The organism is Acrocarpospora corrugata (genome assembly GCF_009687845.1).
GTDB lineage: Bacteria > Actinomycetota > Actinomycetes > Streptosporangiales > Streptosporangiaceae > Acrocarpospora > Acrocarpospora corrugata.
Genome location: NZ_BLAD01000069.1, coordinates 77,491 through 97,195 on the forward strand (window position 1 = coordinate 77,491; position 19,705 = coordinate 97,195).

Annotated in this window: 20 protein-coding genes; 9 read left to right on the forward strand and 11 right to left on the reverse strand. The window is 69.9% G+C overall.

Annotation, left to right across the window (positions count from 1 at the left end):
- Positions 1–35: 35 nt before the first annotated feature.
- A complete protein-coding gene (locus Acor_RS27580; protein WP_155339673.1) occupies positions 36–443 on the forward strand; it encodes a nuclear transport factor 2 family protein in 408 nt (135 codons plus the stop codon).
- 51 nt (positions 444–494) lie between these two features.
- Here Acor_RS27580 and Acor_RS27585 read toward each other — a convergent pair whose 3' ends face one another.
- Entirely contained in the window at positions 495–782 is a 288-nt protein-coding gene (locus Acor_RS27585) for an ArsR/SmtB family transcription factor (RefSeq protein ID WP_155339696.1), read from the reverse strand.
- Positions 783–833: 51 nt separating this feature from the next.
- On the opposite strand from Acor_RS27585, the gene Acor_RS27590 reads away from it, so the two are divergent.
- The 5 genes from Acor_RS27590 to Acor_RS27610 all read left to right on the forward strand — a co-directional run bounded on the left by Acor_RS27590 (position 834) and on the right by Acor_RS27610 (position 5,157).
- Positions 834–1,847: a questin oxidase family protein gene (locus tag Acor_RS27590; protein WP_155339674.1), complete on the forward strand. Its 1,014-nt coding sequence runs from the start codon at positions 834–836 to the stop codon at positions 1,845–1,847.
- 91 nt (positions 1,848–1,938) lie between these two features.
- Positions 1,939–2,271 (forward strand): hypothetical protein, encoded by a 333-nt coding sequence (locus tag Acor_RS27595; protein ID WP_155339675.1) that lies wholly within the window; start codon positions 1,939–1,941, stop codon positions 2,269–2,271.
- Entirely contained in the window at positions 2,271–2,618 is a 348-nt protein-coding gene (locus Acor_RS27600; RefSeq protein ID WP_155339676.1) for a hypothetical protein, read from the forward strand. Before Acor_RS27595 ends, Acor_RS27600 begins: the two co-directional genes overlap by 1 nt.
- 376 nt (positions 2,619–2,994) lie before the next feature.
- Positions 2,995–3,756 (forward strand): tetratricopeptide repeat protein, encoded by a 762-nt coding sequence (locus tag Acor_RS27605; protein WP_155339677.1) that lies wholly within the window; start codon positions 2,995–2,997, stop codon positions 3,754–3,756.
- 192 nt (positions 3,757–3,948) lie between these two features.
- On the forward strand, positions 3,949–5,157 hold the full coding sequence (locus Acor_RS27610; RefSeq protein ID WP_155339678.1) for an RNA polymerase sigma factor: 1,209 nt from the start codon (positions 3,949–3,951) through the stop codon (positions 5,155–5,157).
- A 21-nt stretch (positions 5,158–5,178) separates the two neighbouring features.
- On the opposite strand, the gene Acor_RS27615 is transcribed toward Acor_RS27610, so the two are convergent.
- Positions 5,179–5,538: a YciI family protein gene (locus tag Acor_RS27615; RefSeq protein WP_155339679.1), complete on the reverse strand. Its 360-nt coding sequence runs from the start codon at positions 5,536–5,538 to the stop codon at positions 5,179–5,181.
- Positions 5,539–6,004: 466 nt separating this feature from the next.
- Here Acor_RS27615 and Acor_RS27620 point away from each other — a divergent pair, with 466 nt between their 5' ends.
- Complete coding sequence (locus Acor_RS27620; protein WP_170317110.1) at positions 6,005–6,535, forward strand: YbhB/YbcL family Raf kinase inhibitor-like protein; 531 nt, start codon at positions 6,005–6,007, stop codon at positions 6,533–6,535.
- A 106-nt stretch (positions 6,536–6,641) separates the two neighbouring features.
- On the forward strand, positions 6,642–7,559 hold the full coding sequence (locus Acor_RS27625) for a glycosyltransferase (RefSeq protein ID WP_218034520.1): 918 nt from the start codon (positions 6,642–6,644) through the stop codon (positions 7,557–7,559).
- 27 nt (positions 7,560–7,586) lie between these two features.
- Here Acor_RS27625 and Acor_RS27630 read toward each other — a convergent pair whose 3' ends face one another.
- The 6 genes from Acor_RS27630 to Acor_RS27655 all read right to left on the reverse strand — a co-directional run bounded on the left by Acor_RS27630 (position 7,587) and on the right by Acor_RS27655 (position 17,036).
- Positions 7,587–10,694: a non-ribosomal peptide synthetase gene (locus tag Acor_RS27630; protein WP_155339682.1), complete on the reverse strand. Its 3,108-nt coding sequence runs from the start codon at positions 10,692–10,694 to the stop codon at positions 7,587–7,589.
- A gap of 27 nt (positions 10,695–10,721) precedes the next feature.
- Positions 10,722–11,978 (reverse strand): condensation domain-containing protein, encoded by a 1,257-nt coding sequence (locus Acor_RS27635; RefSeq protein WP_155339683.1) that lies wholly within the window; start codon positions 11,976–11,978, stop codon positions 10,722–10,724.
- Between the two features lie 5 nt (positions 11,979–11,983).
- Complete coding sequence (locus tag Acor_RS27640) at positions 11,984–13,471, reverse strand: condensation domain-containing protein (RefSeq protein ID WP_155339684.1); 1,488 nt, start codon at positions 13,469–13,471, stop codon at positions 11,984–11,986.
- A gap of 232 nt (positions 13,472–13,703) precedes the next feature.
- On the reverse strand, positions 13,704–15,767 hold the full coding sequence (locus Acor_RS27645; protein ID WP_155339685.1) for a cellulase family glycosylhydrolase: 2,064 nt from the start codon (positions 15,765–15,767) through the stop codon (positions 13,704–13,706).
- A 214-nt stretch (positions 15,768–15,981) separates the two neighbouring features.
- Complete coding sequence (locus tag Acor_RS27650; protein ID WP_155339686.1) at positions 15,982–16,470, reverse strand: GNAT family N-acetyltransferase; 489 nt, start codon at positions 16,468–16,470, stop codon at positions 15,982–15,984.
- Positions 16,471–16,559: 89 nt separating this feature from the next.
- Positions 16,560–17,036 (reverse strand): hypothetical protein, encoded by a 477-nt coding sequence (locus Acor_RS27655; RefSeq protein ID WP_155339687.1) that lies wholly within the window; start codon positions 17,034–17,036, stop codon positions 16,560–16,562.
- Between the two features lie 163 nt (positions 17,037–17,199).
- Between Acor_RS27655 and Acor_RS27660 the strand changes: the two genes are divergently transcribed.
- Positions 17,200–17,544 (forward strand): DUF1801 domain-containing protein, encoded by a 345-nt coding sequence (locus Acor_RS27660; protein ID WP_155339688.1) that lies wholly within the window; start codon positions 17,200–17,202, stop codon positions 17,542–17,544.
- Positions 17,545–17,686: 142 nt separating this feature from the next.
- On the opposite strand, the gene Acor_RS27665 is transcribed toward Acor_RS27660, so the two are convergent.
- The 3 genes from Acor_RS27665 to Acor_RS27675 are packed head-to-tail and all read right to left on the reverse strand — an operon-like array spanning position 17,687 to position 19,295.
- Complete coding sequence (locus tag Acor_RS27665; RefSeq protein WP_155339689.1) at positions 17,687–18,640, reverse strand: NAD(P)-dependent alcohol dehydrogenase; 954 nt, start codon at positions 18,638–18,640, stop codon at positions 17,687–17,689.
- On the reverse strand, positions 18,637–18,870 hold the full coding sequence (locus tag Acor_RS27670; protein ID WP_155339690.1) for a helix-turn-helix transcriptional regulator: 234 nt from the start codon (positions 18,868–18,870) through the stop codon (positions 18,637–18,639). Before Acor_RS27670 ends, Acor_RS27665 begins: the two co-directional genes overlap by 4 nt.
- Positions 18,864–19,295, reverse strand: a complete 432-nt coding sequence (locus Acor_RS27675; RefSeq protein ID WP_155339691.1) for a hypothetical protein — start codon at positions 19,293–19,295, stop codon at positions 18,864–18,866. Before Acor_RS27675 ends, Acor_RS27670 begins: the two co-directional genes overlap by 7 nt.
- Positions 19,296–19,705 lie beyond the last annotated feature (410 nt).

The window sequence follows — 19,705 nt, forward strand, 5'->3', positions numbered from 1 at the left end:
CAGCGACATTCCTCCTGGTCATGAGGGGCTAACGAGTGAACAGCGCCAGTGATCCTGAAGCCGATACCCGGGCTCGGCTCCAGCGTCACTGGGAAGCCTCCGAACGCGGGGACGTCGACGCTGAGCACGCGATCTACGCTGCGCACGCGATCCTGGACTACCCGCAGTCGGGCGAGCGCTTCAAAGGCCGCTCAAGGATCCAGGCGCAACGCGGCGGGCACCCCGCCGAACGCCACTTCACCATCCGCCGGATCCTGGGCGGCGGCGACCTCTGGGTGAGCGAGTGCGTGATGACCTATGACGGCGTCCCCACCTACTCGCTCAGCGTCATGGAGTTCACCGATGGCCTCGTAACCCACGAGACCCAGTACTTCGCCGACCCCTTCCCCGCGCCTCCCGGCCGCGCTGCCCTGGCCGAGCCGATTCCGGTCCGCGACCAGTAGGCCCTTCCGATCCCGGTGGGTGAGTCCGCGACATCTCGGTGCGGAGCGGTGTCAGGCCAGGGCCCCTTCTCCGACGGACAGTGCTCCCAGATCGGCGGCGAGTGCGCCCAGCGGCTCGCGGACCAGTGAATAACAGATGGTGGTGCCCCGCCGTTTCGTGGTGACCAGGCCCGCTTCGCGCAGCACCTTGAGATGCGCCGAGATCGTCGGCTGGCTCACCTCGAACTCGTCGGTGAAGTCGCATGCGCAGATGTCGGGCACGACGGCCAGTTTGCGCACGATGCCGAGCCGTACCGGATGGGCGAGCGCCCGCAGAACCTCGATCTCCACACTGGACATCATATCGCCTCTTCGCTATATAGTGAGTCTTCTATATAGCGAAGAGGCGATATGGATCACTTGGACGAAGCACTCGTACGACTGGCAGAAACCGGTCCCGAGTTCGACGGCGGACTGTCCAACCACGGCCCCATGGTGGCCGAGGCCCTGGTGCGGCTGGGCGCACCGGAGATGGTGCCAGGGTGGATCTCCGCGTACCTGCCCAAGCTTGACGACCAACCGGGCACCCGGGATCGGATCACCGACTGGCGGGACGCGCTCGGTGACAAGCGCAGGATCGGCGACTGGACCGCGTACTTCACGGCCGCGCTGACCGAATCCTCCTGGCGTGACGTGCTGGCCCTGTGGTGGCCCCGGCTCAGCCCCGGGCTGGCGGCCGGCGCCACCCACGGCGTGATCCGTACGGCACACGCGGTACGAGCCGTCGCCGACCAGGAGACCGACCCGAGACAGGCGGAGCTGGCCCATGCCCTGGCCTACTGGGCCGCCGCCTATGCCGAGCTTCCCGGCAGGCCGCTCACCACTGGAGTGCGGACGATGGAACAGGCGGCCGCCGTACTGCCCATCCTGGAACTGGCCCCCAAGGGCCGCATCGTTGCCCATCTCGGCAACCTGAAAGACCTGCCGGAGTTCGCGAACGCCGTCTCCGCGTTACGTCCGCCCTCAGACGTCCAGGCCGACCTGTCCGAACTGTCGCGGGTGTTTTCCGGGGTGTTCCTCGCGCATGCCCGGCACGCGCCGATCGCCTTCACCCACGCGGTGACCATGCCCGTAGCCGTCTCCTCGATCCTCCACCTTCTCCCGCAGGAGACATGGCGCCCCACCTACGACCGGGTCTGGCAGATGTCGGCCGCCCTGTACAGCGGCTACGCCTACCAGGGCGCCGTGGAGCCCCCACCCTCGGCCGACCCACCCGCCCCCGACGAACTCGCCGGGCGGGCCGCGGAGACGGGAGAGGAACACGCGATCAAGCTGACCGAGGCGGCACTCCGCCGGCACGCCATCACCGAAGACCCGGTCTTCCTTCACGTCGCGGCCCGCGCGATCGAAGTCCTGGGCACGTAAACGCGTACCGGGGTTGAGGAACACCTGGAACGCCCGCCGGGCGTAGCCCGAATTCACAGCGCGTGCTCTTCCAATGACGGATGATGGAACCATGTCAGGACGTGCTGTGAAATGGCTGGGCGTCGGCATTCTCGTCGTCGCCGTAGTCGGGATGGCGCTCTACCTCACCCAAGTCGATCTGGCCGAGGCTGACCAGTGGGCCAGCGTGCTGAGCGCGTTCCTCGGCCTGGTCGGGCTGGCATTGACGTGTTACGGGACAATCGTCTCCCGTACCAGCCGGGAACAGGCGCAGACGCCTGGCGCGGCGGAACCCGAGCAGCGGGACGGGGTACACAACGAGATCAGCGGCGGCACCTTTCACGGCCCGGTGATCCAGGGCCGCGAATTCGGCCAGGTCCGCCATGACCTGGGCGGCGACGTGTGATGGCCGAGCAGGTCCGCAACCAGATCCAGGGCGGGGTGTTCCTGGCCTCGGTGGTGCAGGGCCGTGACATCACCGTGCAGTTGCCTGCCGAGGTGCCGCCGGCGCTGAGCGGGTTGCCGCCCGAGGCGCCCGGATTCGTCGGCCGGCAGGAGGGCATGCGGGCCTTGCTGGGGTTGTGGGACCCGGGCGCGGCGTCGGCGACCCGGGTCCCGGGCTGTCCACGGCCGCGGCGGCCGCCCTGGTGGGCCTGCCGGAGCCCCAGGTTCGCCGCACTCTGCAGTCGCTTGCCCGCGCGCACCTGGTCGAGCCGGGCAGCGCCTACGGCCGCTGGCGCATGCATGACCTGATCCGCCATCTCCGAAGGCCCGGACAAAGAGGCCGCGCCCACCCACATCCTGGACCACTACCTGGAGGCAACCTCGGGTGCGAACCAGCACCTGGACCCGACGGTCGCCGACCCCGCCGCCGGGGGATTCCCCGACCTGGCTGCTGCGCTGGCGTGGCTGAACCTCGAATATCCCAACCTGTACGCCGCCGTGCGCGGCGGCAAGCGGCTGCCGGTCACCCGGGATCTGGCCCGCAAGCTGGTCAACTACCTGGTGATCCGCCGCCGCTACACCGCGCTGGCCACACTCTGCGCCGACGCGGTCGACGCCTCCCGACGACTGGCGGACCGGGTCGGCGAGGGCCGCGCCCTGACCAACCTGGGGCCTGGCCCTGCAGATGCTGCGCCGGGGCGAGGAGTCGGTCGAAGTCTGTGGTCAGGCGATCCAGGTCAGCGGGAACGCGGGGGACCTGCCCACCCAGGCCCGCGCGTACAACAATCTCGGTTTTGCCCTGAGGGACCTGGGACGCTTCGTGGAGAGCGCCGCCGCCCACCGCGACGACCTGGAGATCCGGGAGCGGCTGGGCGACGTTCACGGGCAGGCCGTGGCGCTCATCGGGCTCGGCAACGTCATGGACAACCTGGGCCACCTCAAGGACAGCCTGAAGTATTTGCGCCGGGCGGAGGCGATGTTTGGTGACATGGGCGACCGCCAGGGCCGGTCCTTCGCCTTACACAACATGGGCTACACGCTGTGCAGCCTGGGACGCTTCGAACAGGCCCGCGACGCGTACGGGACCGCCGTCCGGCTGCGGCGCGAGCTCGGCCGCCGCTACGACGAGGGCGACAGCCTGCGCAACCTCGCCTACGTCTACAAGAAGCTCGGCGCGCCCCGTGAGGCGGCCGGCTGCCTGCAAGCCGCCGTGGAGGCGTTCCATACCTGCGGGGAGGAGGCGGAAGAGGCGTCGGCCGCCTTGGAGGCGGGCGTGCTGCTGATGACGGTGGAGGACCACGCCCAAGCGGCGGCCGTCCTCGCCCACGCCGTAGAGCTTCTGCGCGGTGCCGAAGATGAGGGCTACGCCCTAAATCACCTGGGCCTGTCCCTCGCGCGGCTGGGCCGGGCCGAGGAGGCGGTGCCGCGTTCCGGGCGGCGGACGTGATCTTCAAGCAGGCCGGCGACAGCGACAGCGAGGCCGCCAACCTCCGCTCACTGGCTCAGGCACTGCCTCCCGAGGTCGAGTCTTAGCTTTCAGGGGGCTACCTGGGAAGACGCTGGGATTGGCCGCCCGCCTCGGAGCTCGCGCGAAACGGAAGGGGATGCCTCGGTCCCGCAGGTATTGCACCCTGGTGCGGTGGATGACGTAGCGGAACTGCTGGACCGGATCTGGCGGACGGACGCGGCCGGCATGCTCGGCGCGCTCAGCCGGCGGCTCGGCGACTTCGGCTGGGCCGAGGAGGCGCTGTCGGACGCGCTGGCCGAGGCGCTCAAGCGCTGGCCCGATGAGGGCGTGCCGGAGAGCCCCACCGGTTGGCTGGTCACCACGGGCTGGCGCAAGGCGCTGGACCGGCTGCGCCGCGACGCCGTCGGCCGCAAGAAGGTGGCACAGGTGGCCGCGGAACCGCCGCAGGAACCGGGCGTGGACGATCGGCTGGCCATGGTTTTCGCGTGCTGCCATCCAGACCTCGCCGAGCCGGCCCTGGTCGCGCTCACGCTGTACGCCGCCAGCGGCCTGCGCACGGCCGAGATCGCCGCCGCGTTCCTGGTGCCGCTGCCGACGATGGCGCAGCGGCTTTCCCGGGCCAAGCGCCGGCTGCGGGAGCGCGGCATCCGGTTCGAGGCGCCACAGCCGCATGAGTACGCCGACCGGCTACCGGCCGTGCTCGCGGTGATCTACCTCGTGTTCAACGAGGGGTACCTGTCCAGCGGCCGGTCCGCCCAGCGGCGCGAACTGGCCCGCGAGGGGGTCGAGCTGGCACGCCAGCTCGCCGCGCTGCTGCCCCATGAGCCGGAGGCCGCCGGCCTGGCCGCGTTGCTCGAACTGCACCACGCCCGCGCCGCCGCGCGGTTCGACTCGTGGGGCCGCATCGTCCTGCTCGAACAGCAGGACCGGCGGCTGTGGGACAAGGCGGCGATCGAACAGGCGGCGCTGCGGCTGCGGGCGGCGGTGCGCCAGGGCCGGCCCGGGCCGTACCAGCTGCAGGCCGGCATCGCCGCGCTACACGCCCTGGCCGCCTCGTACCAGGCCACGAACTGGGCCGACGTGCGGGCTCTGTACGACCGGCTGTACGCGTTGGACCCGTCGCCGGTAGTGCTGCTGAACCGGGCAGTGGCCACGCGGTTCGCGGTGGGCCCGGCCCCGGCGCTGGATGAGGTGGACGCGCTCGGGGACCGGCTTGCCGGCTACCACCTGTGGCACGCCGCCCAGGCCGACCTGCTGGCCACGCTCGACCGTCCGGCCGAGGCGCTGACGGCGGCGGAGCGCGCTCTGGAGCTGGCGACGAACCCGGCCGAACGGGAGCTGATGTCGCGTCGGGTGGGTGAGCTCAGGCGCCGGCTGTGAGACCGGCGCCCAGCGTCACCGCTATTCGTGGCTCATCACCGGACGGACCTCCAGCGCGCTCATCCCGGCGGCGAGCGGCCAGGTGGCCGCGATCCGCGCGGCCTCGTCGATGTCGTCGCACTCCAGCATGACGATCGCGCCGATGACCTCCTTCAGCTCCAGGTACGGCCCGTCGGTGATCACCGGCTCTCCGTTCGCGCCGGCGCGCACCGTCTTCGCCGTGTCCCGGGGCTGCAACTCGGCCCCGCCGTCGGCGATCTTGCCAGTCGGCTGCCACCGCTCGAACCACGCGTAGACCTGCTTCATCACGTCCTGCTCGTCGGCCGGGGACAGCGCGGCCCACTCACGGTCGTCGCCGCAGATCAGCATCGCGTACTTCATCGTTGCTCCTCGTGGTTGGAAGGGATACGTCATCCGTGTGACGAACGGCCGCCACCGATCCTCGACAGGTCCCGCCGAGTTTCTCGCCGAATTTCCGGCGGCCAACGGACTACCAGGCGGCGGGGGATCCGGGGCGTCCCTCTGTTGCGGCAGCCCCTGGCCGACCGCGTGACTCAAGCGCGGATCGGTGGCTACCGTTCGTTCCGAAGATGGGTACGGGTCGGAGTTTCGGTAGGCAGCAGCGATGGTAGCGAGTGACTCGTGGATGGCGTCGTCGGGAAGCTTCGGCCCCTGATCGCGTGAAGTGGTGGGGAGCATGTCCGAGGCCGCACAGCATCGCCGCGATTGCCCGTGGTTCCCCGGCGTTGATCGCCCTTACCGGCACGCCATCGGGACACCGCCAGAAGATCACGTTGGGCCGATATCTGGCATCGCCATTACATATCCAGCCGCTTATCCTGTCCGCATGAAGATCGGCAAGCTTGGTGTTGTCGGCGGTGTGCTGTTTCTGGCGAACGTTCTGCCGGGGTGCTCGGCTGAGGGCGGCGCGGCCACGGATGCTCTGAAGGTGAGCAGTCCGGCGTTCGCCGAAGGCGCCGCGATCCCGCAGAAGTACGTGTGTGCCAAGCAGGAGGGTCAGGACGTCTCGCCCCCGCTGACCTGGAGCGGTGTGCCGGACTCCGCGAGTGAGCTGGCGATCGTGGTGAACGATTCCGACGCGCGCGGCGGGTCGTACATTCACTGGATGGTTACCGGCATCCCGGTCTCCGCGACGAGTGCGAGCGAGGGCCAGCCCCCTGGCCAGGTGCTGCCGGGCACCAACAGCAAGGCCGCCTATGCGGGCCCTTGCCCGTCCGGCGACGCGCACCGCTATCAATTCATCGTGTACGCCCTGCGGAGCCCGATCACGCCGAATGGCAGCGCGAAAGCGGTACACGAGCAGCTCAAGGAGGCGGCGATCACCTCGGGCGAGACCGTCGGCACCTGGAAGAACTGACTCGCGGGCCGGGCGAACGCCCAGGACCGGGCCCGGGGTTCCGCCTTGATCAGTTCTGGTGCAGAATTCCGGCGGGGGAGACGGGACCGCGGAAGGGAATGGCTCGTTGAAGTGCAGTGTGGTGATTCCGACGTACAACCGGGTGGAATTGCTCCGGCACACGCTCAACTCGCTCGTCTGGCAGAGCCTGCCGAAGGAGCAGTTCGAGGTGCTGGTCGCCGATGACGGTTCCGACGACGCCACCGCCGAGATGGTGGAGACGTTCCGGGGGAGTCTCAACCTGCGCTACTTCTTCCAGGAGCGTGACGGTTTCCAGGTCGCGAAGGCCCGCAACCTGGGCATCGCCAACGCCGAGGGTGAGGTGTGCGTCCTGCTGGACTGCGGGGTGCTCGCCCACTCCGACCTGCTGCGGGCGCATCTCGGCAGCCACGAGAGCTCCGACGTCCCGCTCGCCGTCTGCGGGTACGTCTACTGCTTCCACGTGAACAACGACTTCGCCAGGCTGATGAACCAGGTGATCGACTACGACGATCCCGACGTCACCATCGCGAAGCTGAAGGCCAGGAAGCTGTGGCTGGACGTGCGCGAGACCTTCTACGGCAAGTACGGCGACGACATCGACGCACTGCCCGCCCCCTGGCTGAACTTCTGGACCTGCAACGTGTCGGCCCGCACCGAGCAGCTGCGCGCGGTCGGGATGTTCGACGAGGAGTTCCGGCGCTGGGGGGCCGAGGACATCGACCTCGGCTACCGCCTGCACCGGGACGGCGCCCGCTTCGTGCTGAACCGGCAGGCCGCGGCCGTGCACTGCCCGCACGAGAAGGACTTCGACGACAATCTCGTCCAGGTGACGGAGAACTACAAGTACATGGCGGAGAAGTACAAGACGCCGATCATCGAGCTGCTGCTGTCGGTGGGGGACGCCGACGGGAATCTCGACTTTTTCACGCTCAACGACGTGATCCGGGAGCGCGGGCTGCCGCGGTGCGCCGACTATCTGGCGGCGCAGTCGGCGCCACGGTGATGAAACTTTCAGCCACGGACGGCGAATTCAGGATTTTTCAGAAGAATTATTAGGGCGGTTGAGGAGGCGTTCGGCCTCCTCTTCGGACAGTTCCGATAGTTCCGACATCAGCCGCTCCTCCAGTTCCGCGGCGAGTCCGGCCACCGTGCGACGGGTGAATATGGTGAGGATCGGGATCTCCACCCCCGTCGTCGCCCACAGCCGGGCGCCGACCCGCACGGCGAGCAGGGAGTGCCCGCCGAGCCGGAAGAAGTCGTCCGCCGCGCTGACCCGCTCCAGGCCGAGCAGCTCGCACCAGATGTGGGCGACCAGTTCCTCGGCGTCCCCGCTCGGGGCGACGAACCTCGTCTCGGGGGCGTGCGGGGCCGGGAGCGCCCGCCGGTCGAGTTTGCCGTTGGGGGTCAGCGGCAGCGCGGGAAGCCGGATGAACCAGGCGGGCACCAGGTAGGCGGGCAGGCGCCCGGCCAGCTCCGCGCGCACGTCGTCCGGGTCCGCGTCCCCCACGAGGTAGGCGACCAGATTCTCCTCGTGTACGGCGGCGACCGCCGCTACCACGCCGGGCACGGACTCGCAGGCCGACTCCACCTCGCCCAGCTCGATCCGGTGGCCGCGCAGCTTGATCTGGCCGTCGCCGCGGCCGAGGAACTCCAGGCCGTCCTCCCGCCAGCGCACCCGGTCTCCGGTGCGGTACAGGCGGCCACCGGGCGGGCCGTACGGATCGGGGACGAATCGCTCGGCCGTCAGGGCGGGCCGCGCCAGGTAGCCGTGCGCCACTCCCGCGCCGCCGATGACCAGTTCGCCGGGCACGCCCTGGCGGACCAGTTCGAGGTGATCGCCGACGACGTACACCTGGGTTCCCCTGATCGGACCGCCGATGCGCACCTCGCCAGGGACGGCAGGGACCGGCCAGGCGGTCGACCAGATCGTGGTCTCGGTCGGGCCGTACACGTTGAACAGCCGGCCGACGGCGGCCCGCAGCCGGCCCGCCAGTTCGCCGCCGAGGGCCTCTCCGCCGACCAGGGCGGTCAGCGCCGGATCGCCGATCCCGCCCTCCAGCAGCACACGCCAGCCGGACGGGGTGGCCTGGACGTGCGTGACCCCGGCCTCCCGGATCAGCCGGACCTGCCGGAACGCGTCGGCGGCGGTGCCGGCGTCGGCGATCTCCACCCGGCCGCCGGTGGCCAGCGGCAGGTAGAGCTCCAGGGCGGAGATGTCGAACGACAGGGAGGTGAGCGCCAGCCAAACGTCCTGCGGTGTCGCACCGACCAGGTCGGCCATCGCGGCGAGCAGGTTGCCGAGCGCGGAATGCGGCACCGCGACGCCCTTGGGGCGGCCGGTCGATCCGGACGTGTAGAGCACGTACGCGGTGTCCTCGCCGCGCACCCGGACCCGGCGGAACTCCGGCGCGCTCGCCGGTTCGTCCACCAGTACAGTTCGCACGTTATGGGCGGGCAGGACGGCGGCGGTCTCGCGGCTCGCGAGCACCAGGGTGGCCCCGCAGTCGGCCAGCACGAACTCCAGCCGCGCGGCCGGGTAGGCCGGATCGAGCGGCACGTACGCGGCGCCGGTCCGCTGCACGGCCAGCAGCGCCACCAGCGCCTCCACCGACCGGGGGAGACACACCGCCACACACTCCCCGGGCCGTACGTCCAGGCGGGCGGCCAGTTCGTCGGCGCGGCGGTCGAGGGCGGCGTAGCTCAGCCGCTCCGGCCCGCAGCTCACCGCGATCGCGTCCGGCCGGAGCCCGACCTGTTCCAGGAAGAGGTCGGGGAACAAGGCTCGCGCGGGTGGTGCCACCCGATTCCAGTCGTGGATCAACCGGTCGCGTTCGCCGCCGGACGGTGCCGTGAGCTGCGACAGCCGTACCAGCGGATCGTCGGCGACGCGGGACAGCAGGGCTTCGTAGTCGCGGGCGAAGCGCTCGATGGTGTCCGCGTCGAACAGGTCGCGGTTGTAGACGAGCATCATCAGCCACTCGCCGCCGTGCTCGAACAGGTCGAGCTTCACCTCGTACGGCGAGTGGGTGAAGCCGACTTCGAGCCAGTCGGTCTGCAGCCCGGCCAGCCGGATGGCCTGGTCGCTCGCGTCGTAGGTCATCCCGAACGTGGTCTGGAACAACGGCGGGCGGCTGAGGTCGCGTTCGATGTCCAGCGCGGTGAGCAGCCCTTCGAGGGGCAGCTTCCGGTGCCGGCGGCCGGCCAGCAGCCGGGCCCTGGTCCGGTGCATCAGCTCCCGGAACGTCGGGTCGCCGGACAGATCCGCGCGCAGCGCCGAGACGCTGGCGAAGTAGCCGATCAGCTCGTCGTCTTCCCCGCCGTCCCTGCCCGCCGTCGGGAAGCCGACGCAGAAGTCGTGCTGGCCGCTCTTCGCGGCCAGCAGTGCCTGGTAGGCGGTCATGAGCGCCATGAACGGCGTGCACCGCGCCGCGGCGGCGACCGCCGAGAAGCGCGCCACGAGCGGCCCGCGCAGGATGCGCCGGACGAGGGCGCTGTCGGCGCTCGCGACGGCCGGCCGGGGACGGTCGGTCGGCAACCGCAGCGGCGGGGCGCCGGCCAGCTGGTCCCGCCAGTACGCCAGCGCCTCCGCGTCGGCGGCTTCCGCGCTTTCCGCGCGGACGAAATCCGACCACCGCGCCGGCAACGGCGGCAGCGGTCCTGGCTCGCCCTTGCAGAACGCGGAGTACAGGGCGGCCAGTTCGCCCAGGAGGATGCCGATCGAGCGCCCGTCAGCGACGATGTGATGCACGACCACCGACAGGACGTGCTCCTCCGGGCCGGTCCTGATCAGGGTGACCCGGAGCAGCCGGTCCCCAGCCAGGTCGAACGGCCGCGCGGCCAGCGCGTGCACCGGTTCCTCGCCGCTGAGCACCTCCAGCTCGAAGCTCCCGGGCGGGTCGATGACCTGCACCGGAGCGCCGTCCACGACCGGGAACCTGGCGCGCAGCGCTTCGTGCCGGGCGACGATCTCCGCCACCGCTCGGGCCAGCGCCGGCTCGTCGAGCTGGCCGATGAGCCTGGCGGTGTGGGAGAGATGGAAGGTCGGGTCGGCGGGGTCGACCTGGTGCAGGAACCAGAGGCGTTCCTGGTCGGCGGAGAGCGGGAGCCGATTGACCTCGGCGGGCGCGTCCGTGGACATCGGCGGATCTCCTTCTTGAACGTACGTCTAGCCGGCTGCCGCGCCCGCCACGACGAGCGACTCCATCTCGCGGAGCAGGGTCTCCAGATCACCGGCCCCGAGGTAGTGGGTGTCGGCGGTGGCCATGACCCTGAGCTCTCCCGGATTCCCGGTCACGTGCACGCAGAACCGGCAGTTGAGCTCATCCAGGCCGCTCTCCTTCTCCACCACGGTCTCGCCCGGCTCGGCCCCGCCCGGCACCGGCACCCCGGTGGTCTCCGCCGCCCGCTGATCGTTGAAGCAGCACAGCGGGTCGGCTCCGGCGAGCCGCGCGTTGAGCGCCGCCTGGTCGTAGTAGGCATGCCGGTACGCGCGCAGCGTGGCGGCCCTCGCCCCCGCCATCACCTCGTTGAAGCCGGTCAGGCCGGAGTCGACCACGAGCAGGCCCAGCTGGGCGAGCGAGGTCACCACCTCGCTGTGCCTGGCCAGGAAACGATTGTTGACCAGCGGCGTCATCGCCGACCTCGGCCGCCCGGCGGCCCGGCCCGCCAGCACGCAGGCGGCCACCAGCAGGATGGTGGACCCGTTGACGCCGTAACGCTGCGCCAGCACCCGCGAGGCCCGGTCCATGGCGGGGGAGAAGAGCACCGCCCGCTGGTAGCGCGGTCCTTCCGAGGGTTCGCGCCGCCGGTCGAGCAGCGGCCCGCCGAGGGACTGCGCCGCCCAGAACTCCATGGCGCGTTCGCTGCGGGACACGTCCTGCCCCGACTGCGCGCCGACCAGCTCGCGAAGCTGCTCAGGCTCACCGGGCGGGGCGCCGCGCAGCAGGGTCAGGCGCAGGTCCCTGACGACCAGATCGGCCGCGTACCCGTCCGCGGCGACGTGGCCGAAGACCAGCACCACTTCGCGCACCCGGCCGTCCGACACCACCAGGGCCACCCGGAGCGGCCAGTCCGAGCTGAACTCGAACCGCACCCCGACCAGGCGCTCCTCCTCGGCGGCCGATTCGACGATCTCGATCGGTATCGCGCCGTCACCCGCCACGACCTGGTACGGCGTGCCGTCCGCGCCCTGCCGTACCCGCGTGCGTAGCGAGTCATGCCGGGCCACCACGACGCCGAGCGCCGCCACCACCGTGGCCACGTCCGCGGCCGGAGCACCGCGCGGAACCGGCACCACCCTGCTGAAGTTGAAGTACCGGTCCCCGGCCGGGCCGACCTGCCGGATCGCCTCCCAGATGGAGCGCTGGCCCCAGGCGAGCGGGCCGGTCCACTCGCCCTGGCCGGTGTCGAACGTGGCGTGCATACGGGTCAGGCCACCGAGTGAATCGAGGCTTGGGCGACGGCGACGGCGTCGGCCACGCCCACTACGGTCGGGTTGTCGAAGAACACGTCCATGGGCACCTCCACGTCATACTGCTTGCTGATCCTGGCGATGATGCTGATGATCGAGATCGAGTGGCCGCCCAGGTCGAACAGATCCTCGTCCGGGCCGACGTGCTTGAGGCGGAGCACGTCGCACCAGATCCTGGTCACGGCTTCGACGATCTCCGGGGGCGCGGTCGCGGCGACGGCGGCGGGCCCCGCCTGCTGCACCTGACTGGTGCGGGCCGTCGAGGACGGCAGGATGAGCTCCGACACGGGGGTGTCCGGCGGCTGGCCGAGCACCGCCCGCAGGTCGGCCGCGACCAGCGCCGCGTCCTCGCCGGTGAGCACCCTCGGGTCGTAGCGGAGCCAGGCGTCGAGCGTGCCCGGCCCTTCGACGGCCTGCAGGTGCAGCGCGCCGCGCGCGCCGCCGTTGAACATCGCGTAGTCCACGTCGACCGTCAGGCCGGGGAAGCCGGGGTCGGGCCCGCGCCGCCGGTAACTCACCGAGACCGGGGTGAGCGCGCCGCGCGGCGACAGGCCGCCGACCGCCCGCGCCAGCGGCACCTCGCGGAAGGCGTAGACGGCGCGCAGCTCCTCGCGGACCTGGTGGGCGAGCTCGCGGAAGGTGCCGCCCGGCACGGGTCGCACGACCACGGGCAGCTCGTTGACCAGCAGGCCCACCGTCTCCGCGGTGTCCGGGCCGCGGGTGGACAGGTCCACCGAGACGATCGGCTCGGCGGCGCCGTACCGGTGCAGAACCGCGTGCAGCGCGGCCAGGACCTGCTCGAACGTGGTCACGCCCAGGTCGCCGGGGTCGGGGAGGCCGGTCAGCGCCGGCACGCTCGCGCCCGGCCCGGGACGCCGGGACGCGATGGTCTCCCCGCCCGGCGTGAAGACCTCGAACCGGTCGTGCCAGCGGGCCTTCCAGAAGGTCTCGGCCGCGCCGAGCGCCTGCTCGACCCGCTCGCGTTCCGCGCTGATCACTTCGCCGTACGGCGGGGCGGCGGGAGACGACGGGCGTCCGGCGTACAGATCGGCGAGATCCCGGACCAGGATGTCCTTCGACATGCCGTCGAAGACCAGGTGGTGGGCGACGAACAGCAGGCGGTGCCGGTCCGGCCCGGTCTCCGTCAGGGTGAACCGGGCGAGCGGCCCCCAGCGGACGTCGAACTCCAGCGGCTGCTCCGGGCCGTGCGTCACGGTCGGCGGGACGTCCGCCCGGACGATCAGCAGCTCGCCGTCGTCCTCCTGGAACGCGGCGCCGAGCAGCTCATGCCGGTCCAGTACGGCCCTGCATGCGGCGAGCAGCGCGGGAACATCGAGCGGTCCCTCGAAAGTGATCGCCAGCGGCATCTGGTAGGCGGTGCCGGATCCGGCCAGCTCGTTGATCCACATGCCCCGCTGTAAAGGTGAGGCGGGGTTCCGGGGCATCCATAACCTCCATCGGGACGGGAGGGGATCGCCCGAACCAGAGCTTCGAGAACACCTGCGCCCTCGTGCCGTGGGAACGCTCCCACGGCAAGAGGTTAGGATCCGGGATCTCCATCGTCAAGGTTGTCTCAGGGTCGAGTGAGGTTGCCGGATCGAGAAAGGGGACGATGGCGACAAATGTCGTTCATTAGGGTGGCCACCGCCGCGCGTAGCGGTGGCCACCAGGTGGCGATCAGTTGGACACGGTGGCCAGGCGGGTCTTCAGGCCCTGGCCGAAGGCCGTGGCCGTGCCGTTGTAGTCGGTGATCAGGGCCGGGCCGCTGGTGCACGGCCAGGTGTTCCAGGTCCAGCCGAGGTAGCCGACGCCGTGGGCGTCCGCCCAGGTCATCAGGGTGTCGATGAAGCCGTGGGCGCAGTCGTTCTGACCGATCTCGGTGAGGGCCAGCGGCACCTGGGCGGCGACCGGGGCGAGCTGGCTGTCGTAGCAGGCCGTGCTGGCGCAGCTGTTGAAGTTGTAGATGTGCGCGAACGCCGCCAGATTGTTCAGCGGGTCGGCCGGCTTGTTGGCCAGCCACTGGGTCAGGTCGTTGGAGTACGCCAGGCCGCCGATCATGATGATGTTGGTCGCGCCGGTCGCCCGTACCGTGCTGACCAGCGACTGGAAGCCGGCCACCTGGTAGGAGATGCCCGGGCAGGTGCCGCCGTTCTTCCAGCAGGCCCAGCCGGTGGCCGCGCTGCCGGTGGCCCGCTCCGGGTACGGCTCGTTGAACAGGTCCAGGATCACCGCGTCGTTGCCCTTGAAGGCGTTGGCCACGCCGGTCCAGAACGACGGGGCGTACTGGGCGTCCGGCATGGGCTTCTGGCAGGTCGCGTTGACGTCGGAGCAGGCGGAGGAGTTGCCGGTGTACTGGCCGTAACTCCAGTGCATCTCCAGGATCGGGGTGATGCCGTTGGCGATCAGCAGGTTCACGTACGCCTTGACCGCGTTCTGGTACGTGGTCCCGCCGAACTGCGCCTGCACGGGCGCGACGCCCAGCCAGCACTGCTCGTTCAGCGGCACCCGGACGACCCGGATCTTCCAGGTCCGCATCGCGGTGATGGAGGCCTGGTCCATCGGGCCGTCCCAGATGCCGTTGCCCTGGATGCAGGCGAACTCGCCGCCGGACCGGTTGACGCCGAGCAGGCGGTACGTCGCGCCGCCGCTGGTCACGATGCGGTTGCCGGAGACGTGCAGGGCCGGGGCGGCGCCGGTGGCGCCGTCGTTGTCGAGTTCGGTCGCGGTGAATGTGCCCGGCAGGTAGTTGGGCGAGACCGAGCCGAAGGTCGCCGTGCCGTTGGTGGTGTCGGCGTCCTCGGCGGCGGCGATCGTGACGTTCTGCGGCGCGTTCCAGCTGGCGGCGGTGAAGGTGAGCGTGCCGCCGGAGGTGACCGTGAGGTCGGTGTCGCCGCTGACCCGTGTGGTGGTCACGGTGGTGTTGGCGGTTGGGGCCAGCGAGAGCCGTACGGACATGGTCGCGGTGCCGCCTTCCGGCACGTTGACGGTCGCCGGGCTGACCAGCACGAGCGGGTCGGCGACGATGGTGCCCACGGTGACGCCGACCGCCGCGGAGGTCGTGGTCGCGCCCGCGTTGTCGGTCGCCCTGGCGGTCAGCGAGTAGCTGCCGGCGGGGACATTGGCCCAGCTGAAGGTGTACGGCGAGGTGGTGTCGGTGCCGAGCACGGTGCCGCCGTTGAGGAACGCGACGCTGGTGACGGAACCGTTGGAGTCGCTCGCGGTCGCCGCCAGGCCGATGGTCGCGGGGGCGGTGAAGGTCTGCCCGCTGGCGGGCGCGGTGAGGGAGACCGTGGGCGGCGTGTTGGGGGGTGGGGAGCTGCCGGTGCAGGCCACGTTGTTGATCGAGAAGCTGGCGGGGCTGGTGTTCGTCCCGCTGTAGGTGCCGTTGAACCCGATGGTGGTCGACGCTCCGGTGCCCAGGCTGGGGGCGTACGAGGGGGCGGTCACGGTGACGTTCTGACCGGACTGCGACCAGGTGCCGCCCCAGCCGTTGCTGACCTGCTGGTTGCCGGGGAACGCGTAGCGCAGCGTCCACGGGCTGACCGGGTCGCCGAGGTTGGTGATCGCGACGTTGGCGCCGAATCCGCTGCCGTTGTCCCAGGCCTTGGTGTAGGTCACGGAGCAGGCCACCGCGGCCTCGGCCGCCGTGGAGGTGGCCATGAGACCGGCCGCGGCGAGTAACACCGCCGCGGTCCCGACCGCTGTGCGCCGCCATTGGCGGAGCCGTTTCATCGTCCTCATCAGGGGTTCCTCTGCGAGCTCGAAAGTGGGAGCGCTCCCAGGGTTCGCCTGTGCCGGGGGGATGTATAGGCGGTCACACCGATCGAAGGATTTTCGTCGGCAAACGCTCCTCGTCCCGTGAATCGTTCATCGCCCTCGGCTACCCGAAGAGTGAATGGCGCGCTAGGTCGGAGGCCAGCCCTCAGTGCTCACTGTGCGTCCGGACGCCAATCCGTCAAAGAGCGCAGTACATGATGTGCAGTCCGACGTAGCCCTTCACCGGGTGCCGGAAGCCCTCCGGCACGGTGCCGAGCACCTTGAATCCGAGCCGCCGGTACAACCGCACCGCCGTCTCGTTCGTCTCCACGACCGCGTTGAACTGCATCGAGCGGAAACCCGCCGCGCGGGCCCACTCGATCGTGTACTCGCACAGCGCGCGGCCCACACCGCGTCCGGAATGCGCAGGATCGACCATGTAACTGGCGCTCGCGACGTGCGAGCCGTTGCCCATCTGATTGTTGTTCATCTTCGCGGTGCCGAGGATCACACCGTCGTCGTCGACCGCGACGACCGTACGGTTCGGGGCCGACAGCAGCCACCAGCCGCGACCCTCCTCCTGTCCGAGATCGAGCGGATAGGTGAAGGTCTCACCAGCGGCGACGATCTCGCGGAAGAACGGCCAGATGGCCGGCCAGTCGTCCACGGCGGCTTCCCTGATCAGCATCCGCTCAGTATGCCGAGGCGGCCGCCGGGGACGCGAACGATTTCCCGGCGTCTGCGTCCTGCCGTCGTCCTCGTTCACCAAAGCGAGGGTCAGCCGCTCCCGAACCCGCTCACCAGCCACCGGTCCTTCACATACCGCACCCCGAAACTCTGAGCGAAGGCACCGTCGGGGTACGACCCGTTGTCGACCGCACAGAGATCCATGACGACCGTCATCCGCTGGCACCTCACCCCATCCGGGCAGTCAATCGTCGATGTGCGCGGCTCGCCGATACTGAGGCCGCTCGCCGAGATCCAGCCCTGGAACGGATAGATCGAATTAGTGAACTCGTTGTCGAAATCGGTCTCCGGTACCAAGACGGCACGCACGGTTCTCTCGTCCTTGCCGAGTACGGCCTCGATGTAGCCGCCCACCACCTCCCGCGGCCCGGCCGAGGCGGGCGGCACCGGCACCTCCCGCCTGACGACCTGACCGAACAAGCACCTGGGGACCAGGACGTGTGCCAGCAGCGCGAAACCGGCGAGCGTGCTGCAAAGGACCACGACCGCGTACAAGGCGATTCGCACGCGTGCCCGGGAAGAAGGTTCGGCCCTCGCTGTCGATCTCCTCGCGCGGGACATGAAATGATCTTAACCGGCATGGCTCGGGCGAGAGAGCCTAGATCTGCCAGCTGGGCGGCCCCGGTTCGCGGAGCCATATATTGGAAGTCCACGGACGCATGGGGATGACGTGAACGACGAAGTGACGCAATATATAAACGGCAAGAAGCCCTGGCAGATCGCCGTTTGCGAGAAGCTGCGTGCGATGATCATGGAAACCGTTCCCACCGTCGAGGAACGCTTTCAGTACGGCAAGCCGCACTATCTCAAGAACGGGCACTACGCGGCGGTGGTCGCGGTCGCCAAGGCCAAGGTCTCGTTCATGGTGTTCAATGCGACGGACATTCCCGCGGTGCCCGGATTCATCCGGGCGATGGGCAACGGCGATCGCAAAACCGTCGACATCAAAGAAGAGCAGGAAGTCGACTACAGGGAGCTCGCAGTCATCCTGGAAAAGACCTCGGCCACTCTGTGATCGCGGCTGGGTGAAGCACGGGCACGATCTGAGCGGGTGATGCGCCGGCACCGGGTTCAGTTCGTCGGGGCGTTCCATGCTGGGGAGGCGCTGTTGGCGTAGTCGTACATGTATCAACCGGTGCGTTCCCGGCGCCCCGGGGTTAATCAACCGTGATGACGAGCTTTCCGGGCGCGTTGCCCGCCGCCAGGTCACCCACCGCGGTGGAGGCCTCCGCCAGGGAGTACGTGCGCCCGACGGCCGGTCGCACGGCCCCGGCCTCGATGAGGTCGCGCAGCGCGTCCAGGTCGGCGGTGCGGGTCAGCGAGAGCAGCGCGTCCAGGCGCTGGCGCGTGAACGGGGTGATCAGCCGGACGGCCAGCAGGCGGCCGAGCCCGCCGAACCACCGACCGCCGCCCTCGCCGCCGACGATGACGAGCCGGCCGCGCTCGGCGAGCAGCCCGCGCAGCAGGGCCAGCGGCCGGATGCCCGCGATGTCGACGATCAGGTCGTACGTCCCGGTGAGCGGCTCGCGCGTGTAGTCGATGACGGCCTGGGCGCCCAGCGACCGGACGAGGTCGGCCTTGGCTGTGCTGCACACGGCGGTGACGTGCGCGCCGCCGGCGACCGCGCGTTGCGTCGCGAAGCTGCCCACTCCGCCGCCGGCGCCGATGACCAGCACCTTCTCGCCGGCGGTGACCTGGCCGACGGCCCGTAACGCGGTCACCCCTGACACGGGTACGGCCGCCGCTTCGGTGAAGCTCAGGTTGGCGGGCTTGCGGGCGAGCTTGCCCGGGCGGGCGAGCGCGAACTGCGCGTACGCGCCGGTCGCCTCGCCGTACACCTCGTCGCCGGGGCGAAACGCGGTCACGTTGGCGCCGACGGACTCCACGACGCCGGCCACGTCCATGCCCGGCACGCGGTTGCGGGGCCGGCGCAGGCCGAAGCCGAGGCGGGCGATGAGCGGCAGCCCGGTCATGACGTGCCACACGCCGTAGTCGACGCCGGCTGCGTGCACCCGGATCAGCACATCGTCGGCGCCGGGCGTCGGGATCGGGACCTCGCCGAGGCTCAGCACGTGCGGCGGGCCGTACTCGTCCTGGACGATCGCCCTCATAAGGGGTCTCCTTCGGTGCCGGGGTACTGGAAGACGTCGTCGAGTCCGACCCTGAACACCCGGGCGATGCGGAACGCCATCTCCAGCGAGGGGGAGTAGCGACCCTGTTCGATCGCGATGATGGTCTGGCGGGTGACGCCGATCCGGTCGGCCAGCTCGGCCTGGGTCATCTCGTCGTGCGCGAACCGCAGAGCCCGGATCGCGTTGGTGACCTGTGTCGGCTTCACCACGTCTGGAAGCCGCCCCTGCGGTACGCCACGATCTTGGCAAACGAGCTGAGCACCGAGGACAGCACGAACGCCAGGTAGACGGCGTTGGCGATCCAGAAGTGGCGCAGCTCGGCGATGGCCATGACCAGTGCGGCGAGCGCGCCGATGACGACGAACGACTGCCCGATGCGCTCAGTGACCTGGTTGATCTCACGGTCGCGCTCGTCAGTGCGGTCGGCGCCGTGGCCGCCCGCGATGGCCATCGCGATGTGGGCCACGATCGCGGCGACGATGGCGCCACCGATGGTCCACAGCAGAGCTCCCGCGTAGGCGACGTCGGCGAGCGGGCCGTCACCGGCCCGGCCCAGGATGGTCACCACGTAGATCGTGTATGCGCCGAGGGAGACCACGATCAGCACCCAGGCGCGCTTTTCCTCTAAGGCCATGCCCGCTCCCCATGTAAAATAAAGCTGACATCAACCAATGTAAAGCACCCTAGACACTGTGTCAAAGTTTATTTACATACATGGTCGGCGACGCCATGGCGGACGTTCGGGCGATGTCTTGACGGCCGACGGTTGAGGCGGAGGTTCGGGTGCTGTCTCGGCACCGCCACAGCCGACGAGCCCGAGAATCGACAACGCAAGCCCGTAGAGGAGAAGGTTCGTGTTCCGCACGAAAGGTAACGAGTACACGTTGCCCTACCCTCCGAAACCGAATGGCTCGCTTCGGTATCTCCTGGCGAGGGCTAGTGCAGCGCCGCGGAGATCCTTGAAGGGTTCAGTGCGTCACTAAACGTGATCGGCTGGGTCTGCGAGATGAACGGTGCAGGCGCAATCGAGCGCGTCGGCGGGTG

What these genes read in the sequence shown, in the direction of transcription:
- Acor_RS27585 (WP_155339696.1), bottom strand. Translation starts at nt 782, where the DNA reads ATGTCCAGTGTGGAGATCGAGGTTCTGCGGGCGCTCGCCCATCCGGTA.
- Acor_RS27590 (WP_155339674.1), top strand. Translation starts at nt 834, where the DNA reads ATGGATCACTTGGACGAAGCACTCGTACGACTGGCAGAAACCGGTCCC.
- Acor_RS27595 (WP_155339675.1), top strand. Translation starts at nt 1,939, where the DNA reads ATGTCAGGACGTGCTGTGAAATGGCTGGGCGTCGGCATTCTCGTCGTC.
- Acor_RS27600 (WP_155339676.1), top strand. Translation starts at nt 2,271, where the DNA reads ATGGCCGAGCAGGTCCGCAACCAGATCCAGGGCGGGGTGTTCCTGGCC.
- Acor_RS27605 (WP_155339677.1), top strand. Translation starts at nt 2,995, where the DNA reads ATGCTGCGCCGGGGCGAGGAGTCGGTCGAAGTCTGTGGTCAGGCGATC.
- Acor_RS27615 (WP_155339679.1), bottom strand. Translation starts at nt 5,538, where the DNA reads ATGAAGTACGCGATGCTGATCTGCGGCGACGACCGTGAGTGGGCCGCG.
- Acor_RS27620 (WP_170317110.1), top strand. Translation starts at nt 6,005, where the DNA reads ATGAAGATCGGCAAGCTTGGTGTTGTCGGCGGTGTGCTGTTTCTGGCG.
- Acor_RS27630 (WP_155339682.1), bottom strand. Translation starts at nt 10,694, where the DNA reads ATGTCCACGGACGCGCCCGCCGAGGTCAATCGGCTCCCGCTCTCCGCC.
- Acor_RS27635 (WP_155339683.1), bottom strand. Translation starts at nt 11,978, where the DNA reads ATGCACGCCACGTTCGACACCGGCCAGGGCGAGTGGACCGGCCCGCTC.
- Acor_RS27640 (WP_155339684.1), bottom strand. Translation starts at nt 13,471, where the DNA reads ATGCCCCGGAACCCCGCCTCACCTTTACAGCGGGGCATGTGGATCAAC.
- Acor_RS27645 (WP_155339685.1), bottom strand. Translation starts at nt 15,767, where the DNA reads ATGAGGACGATGAAACGGCTCCGCCAATGGCGGCGCACAGCGGTCGGG.
- Acor_RS27650 (WP_155339686.1), bottom strand. Translation starts at nt 16,470, where the DNA reads ATGCTGATCAGGGAAGCCGCCGTGGACGACTGGCCGGCCATCTGGCCG.
- Acor_RS27665 (WP_155339689.1), bottom strand. Translation starts at nt 18,640, where the DNA reads ATGAGGGCGATCGTCCAGGACGAGTACGGCCCGCCGCACGTGCTGAGC.
- Acor_RS27675 (WP_155339691.1), bottom strand. Translation starts at nt 19,295, where the DNA reads ATGGCCTTAGAGGAAAAGCGCGCCTGGGTGCTGATCGTGGTCTCCCTC.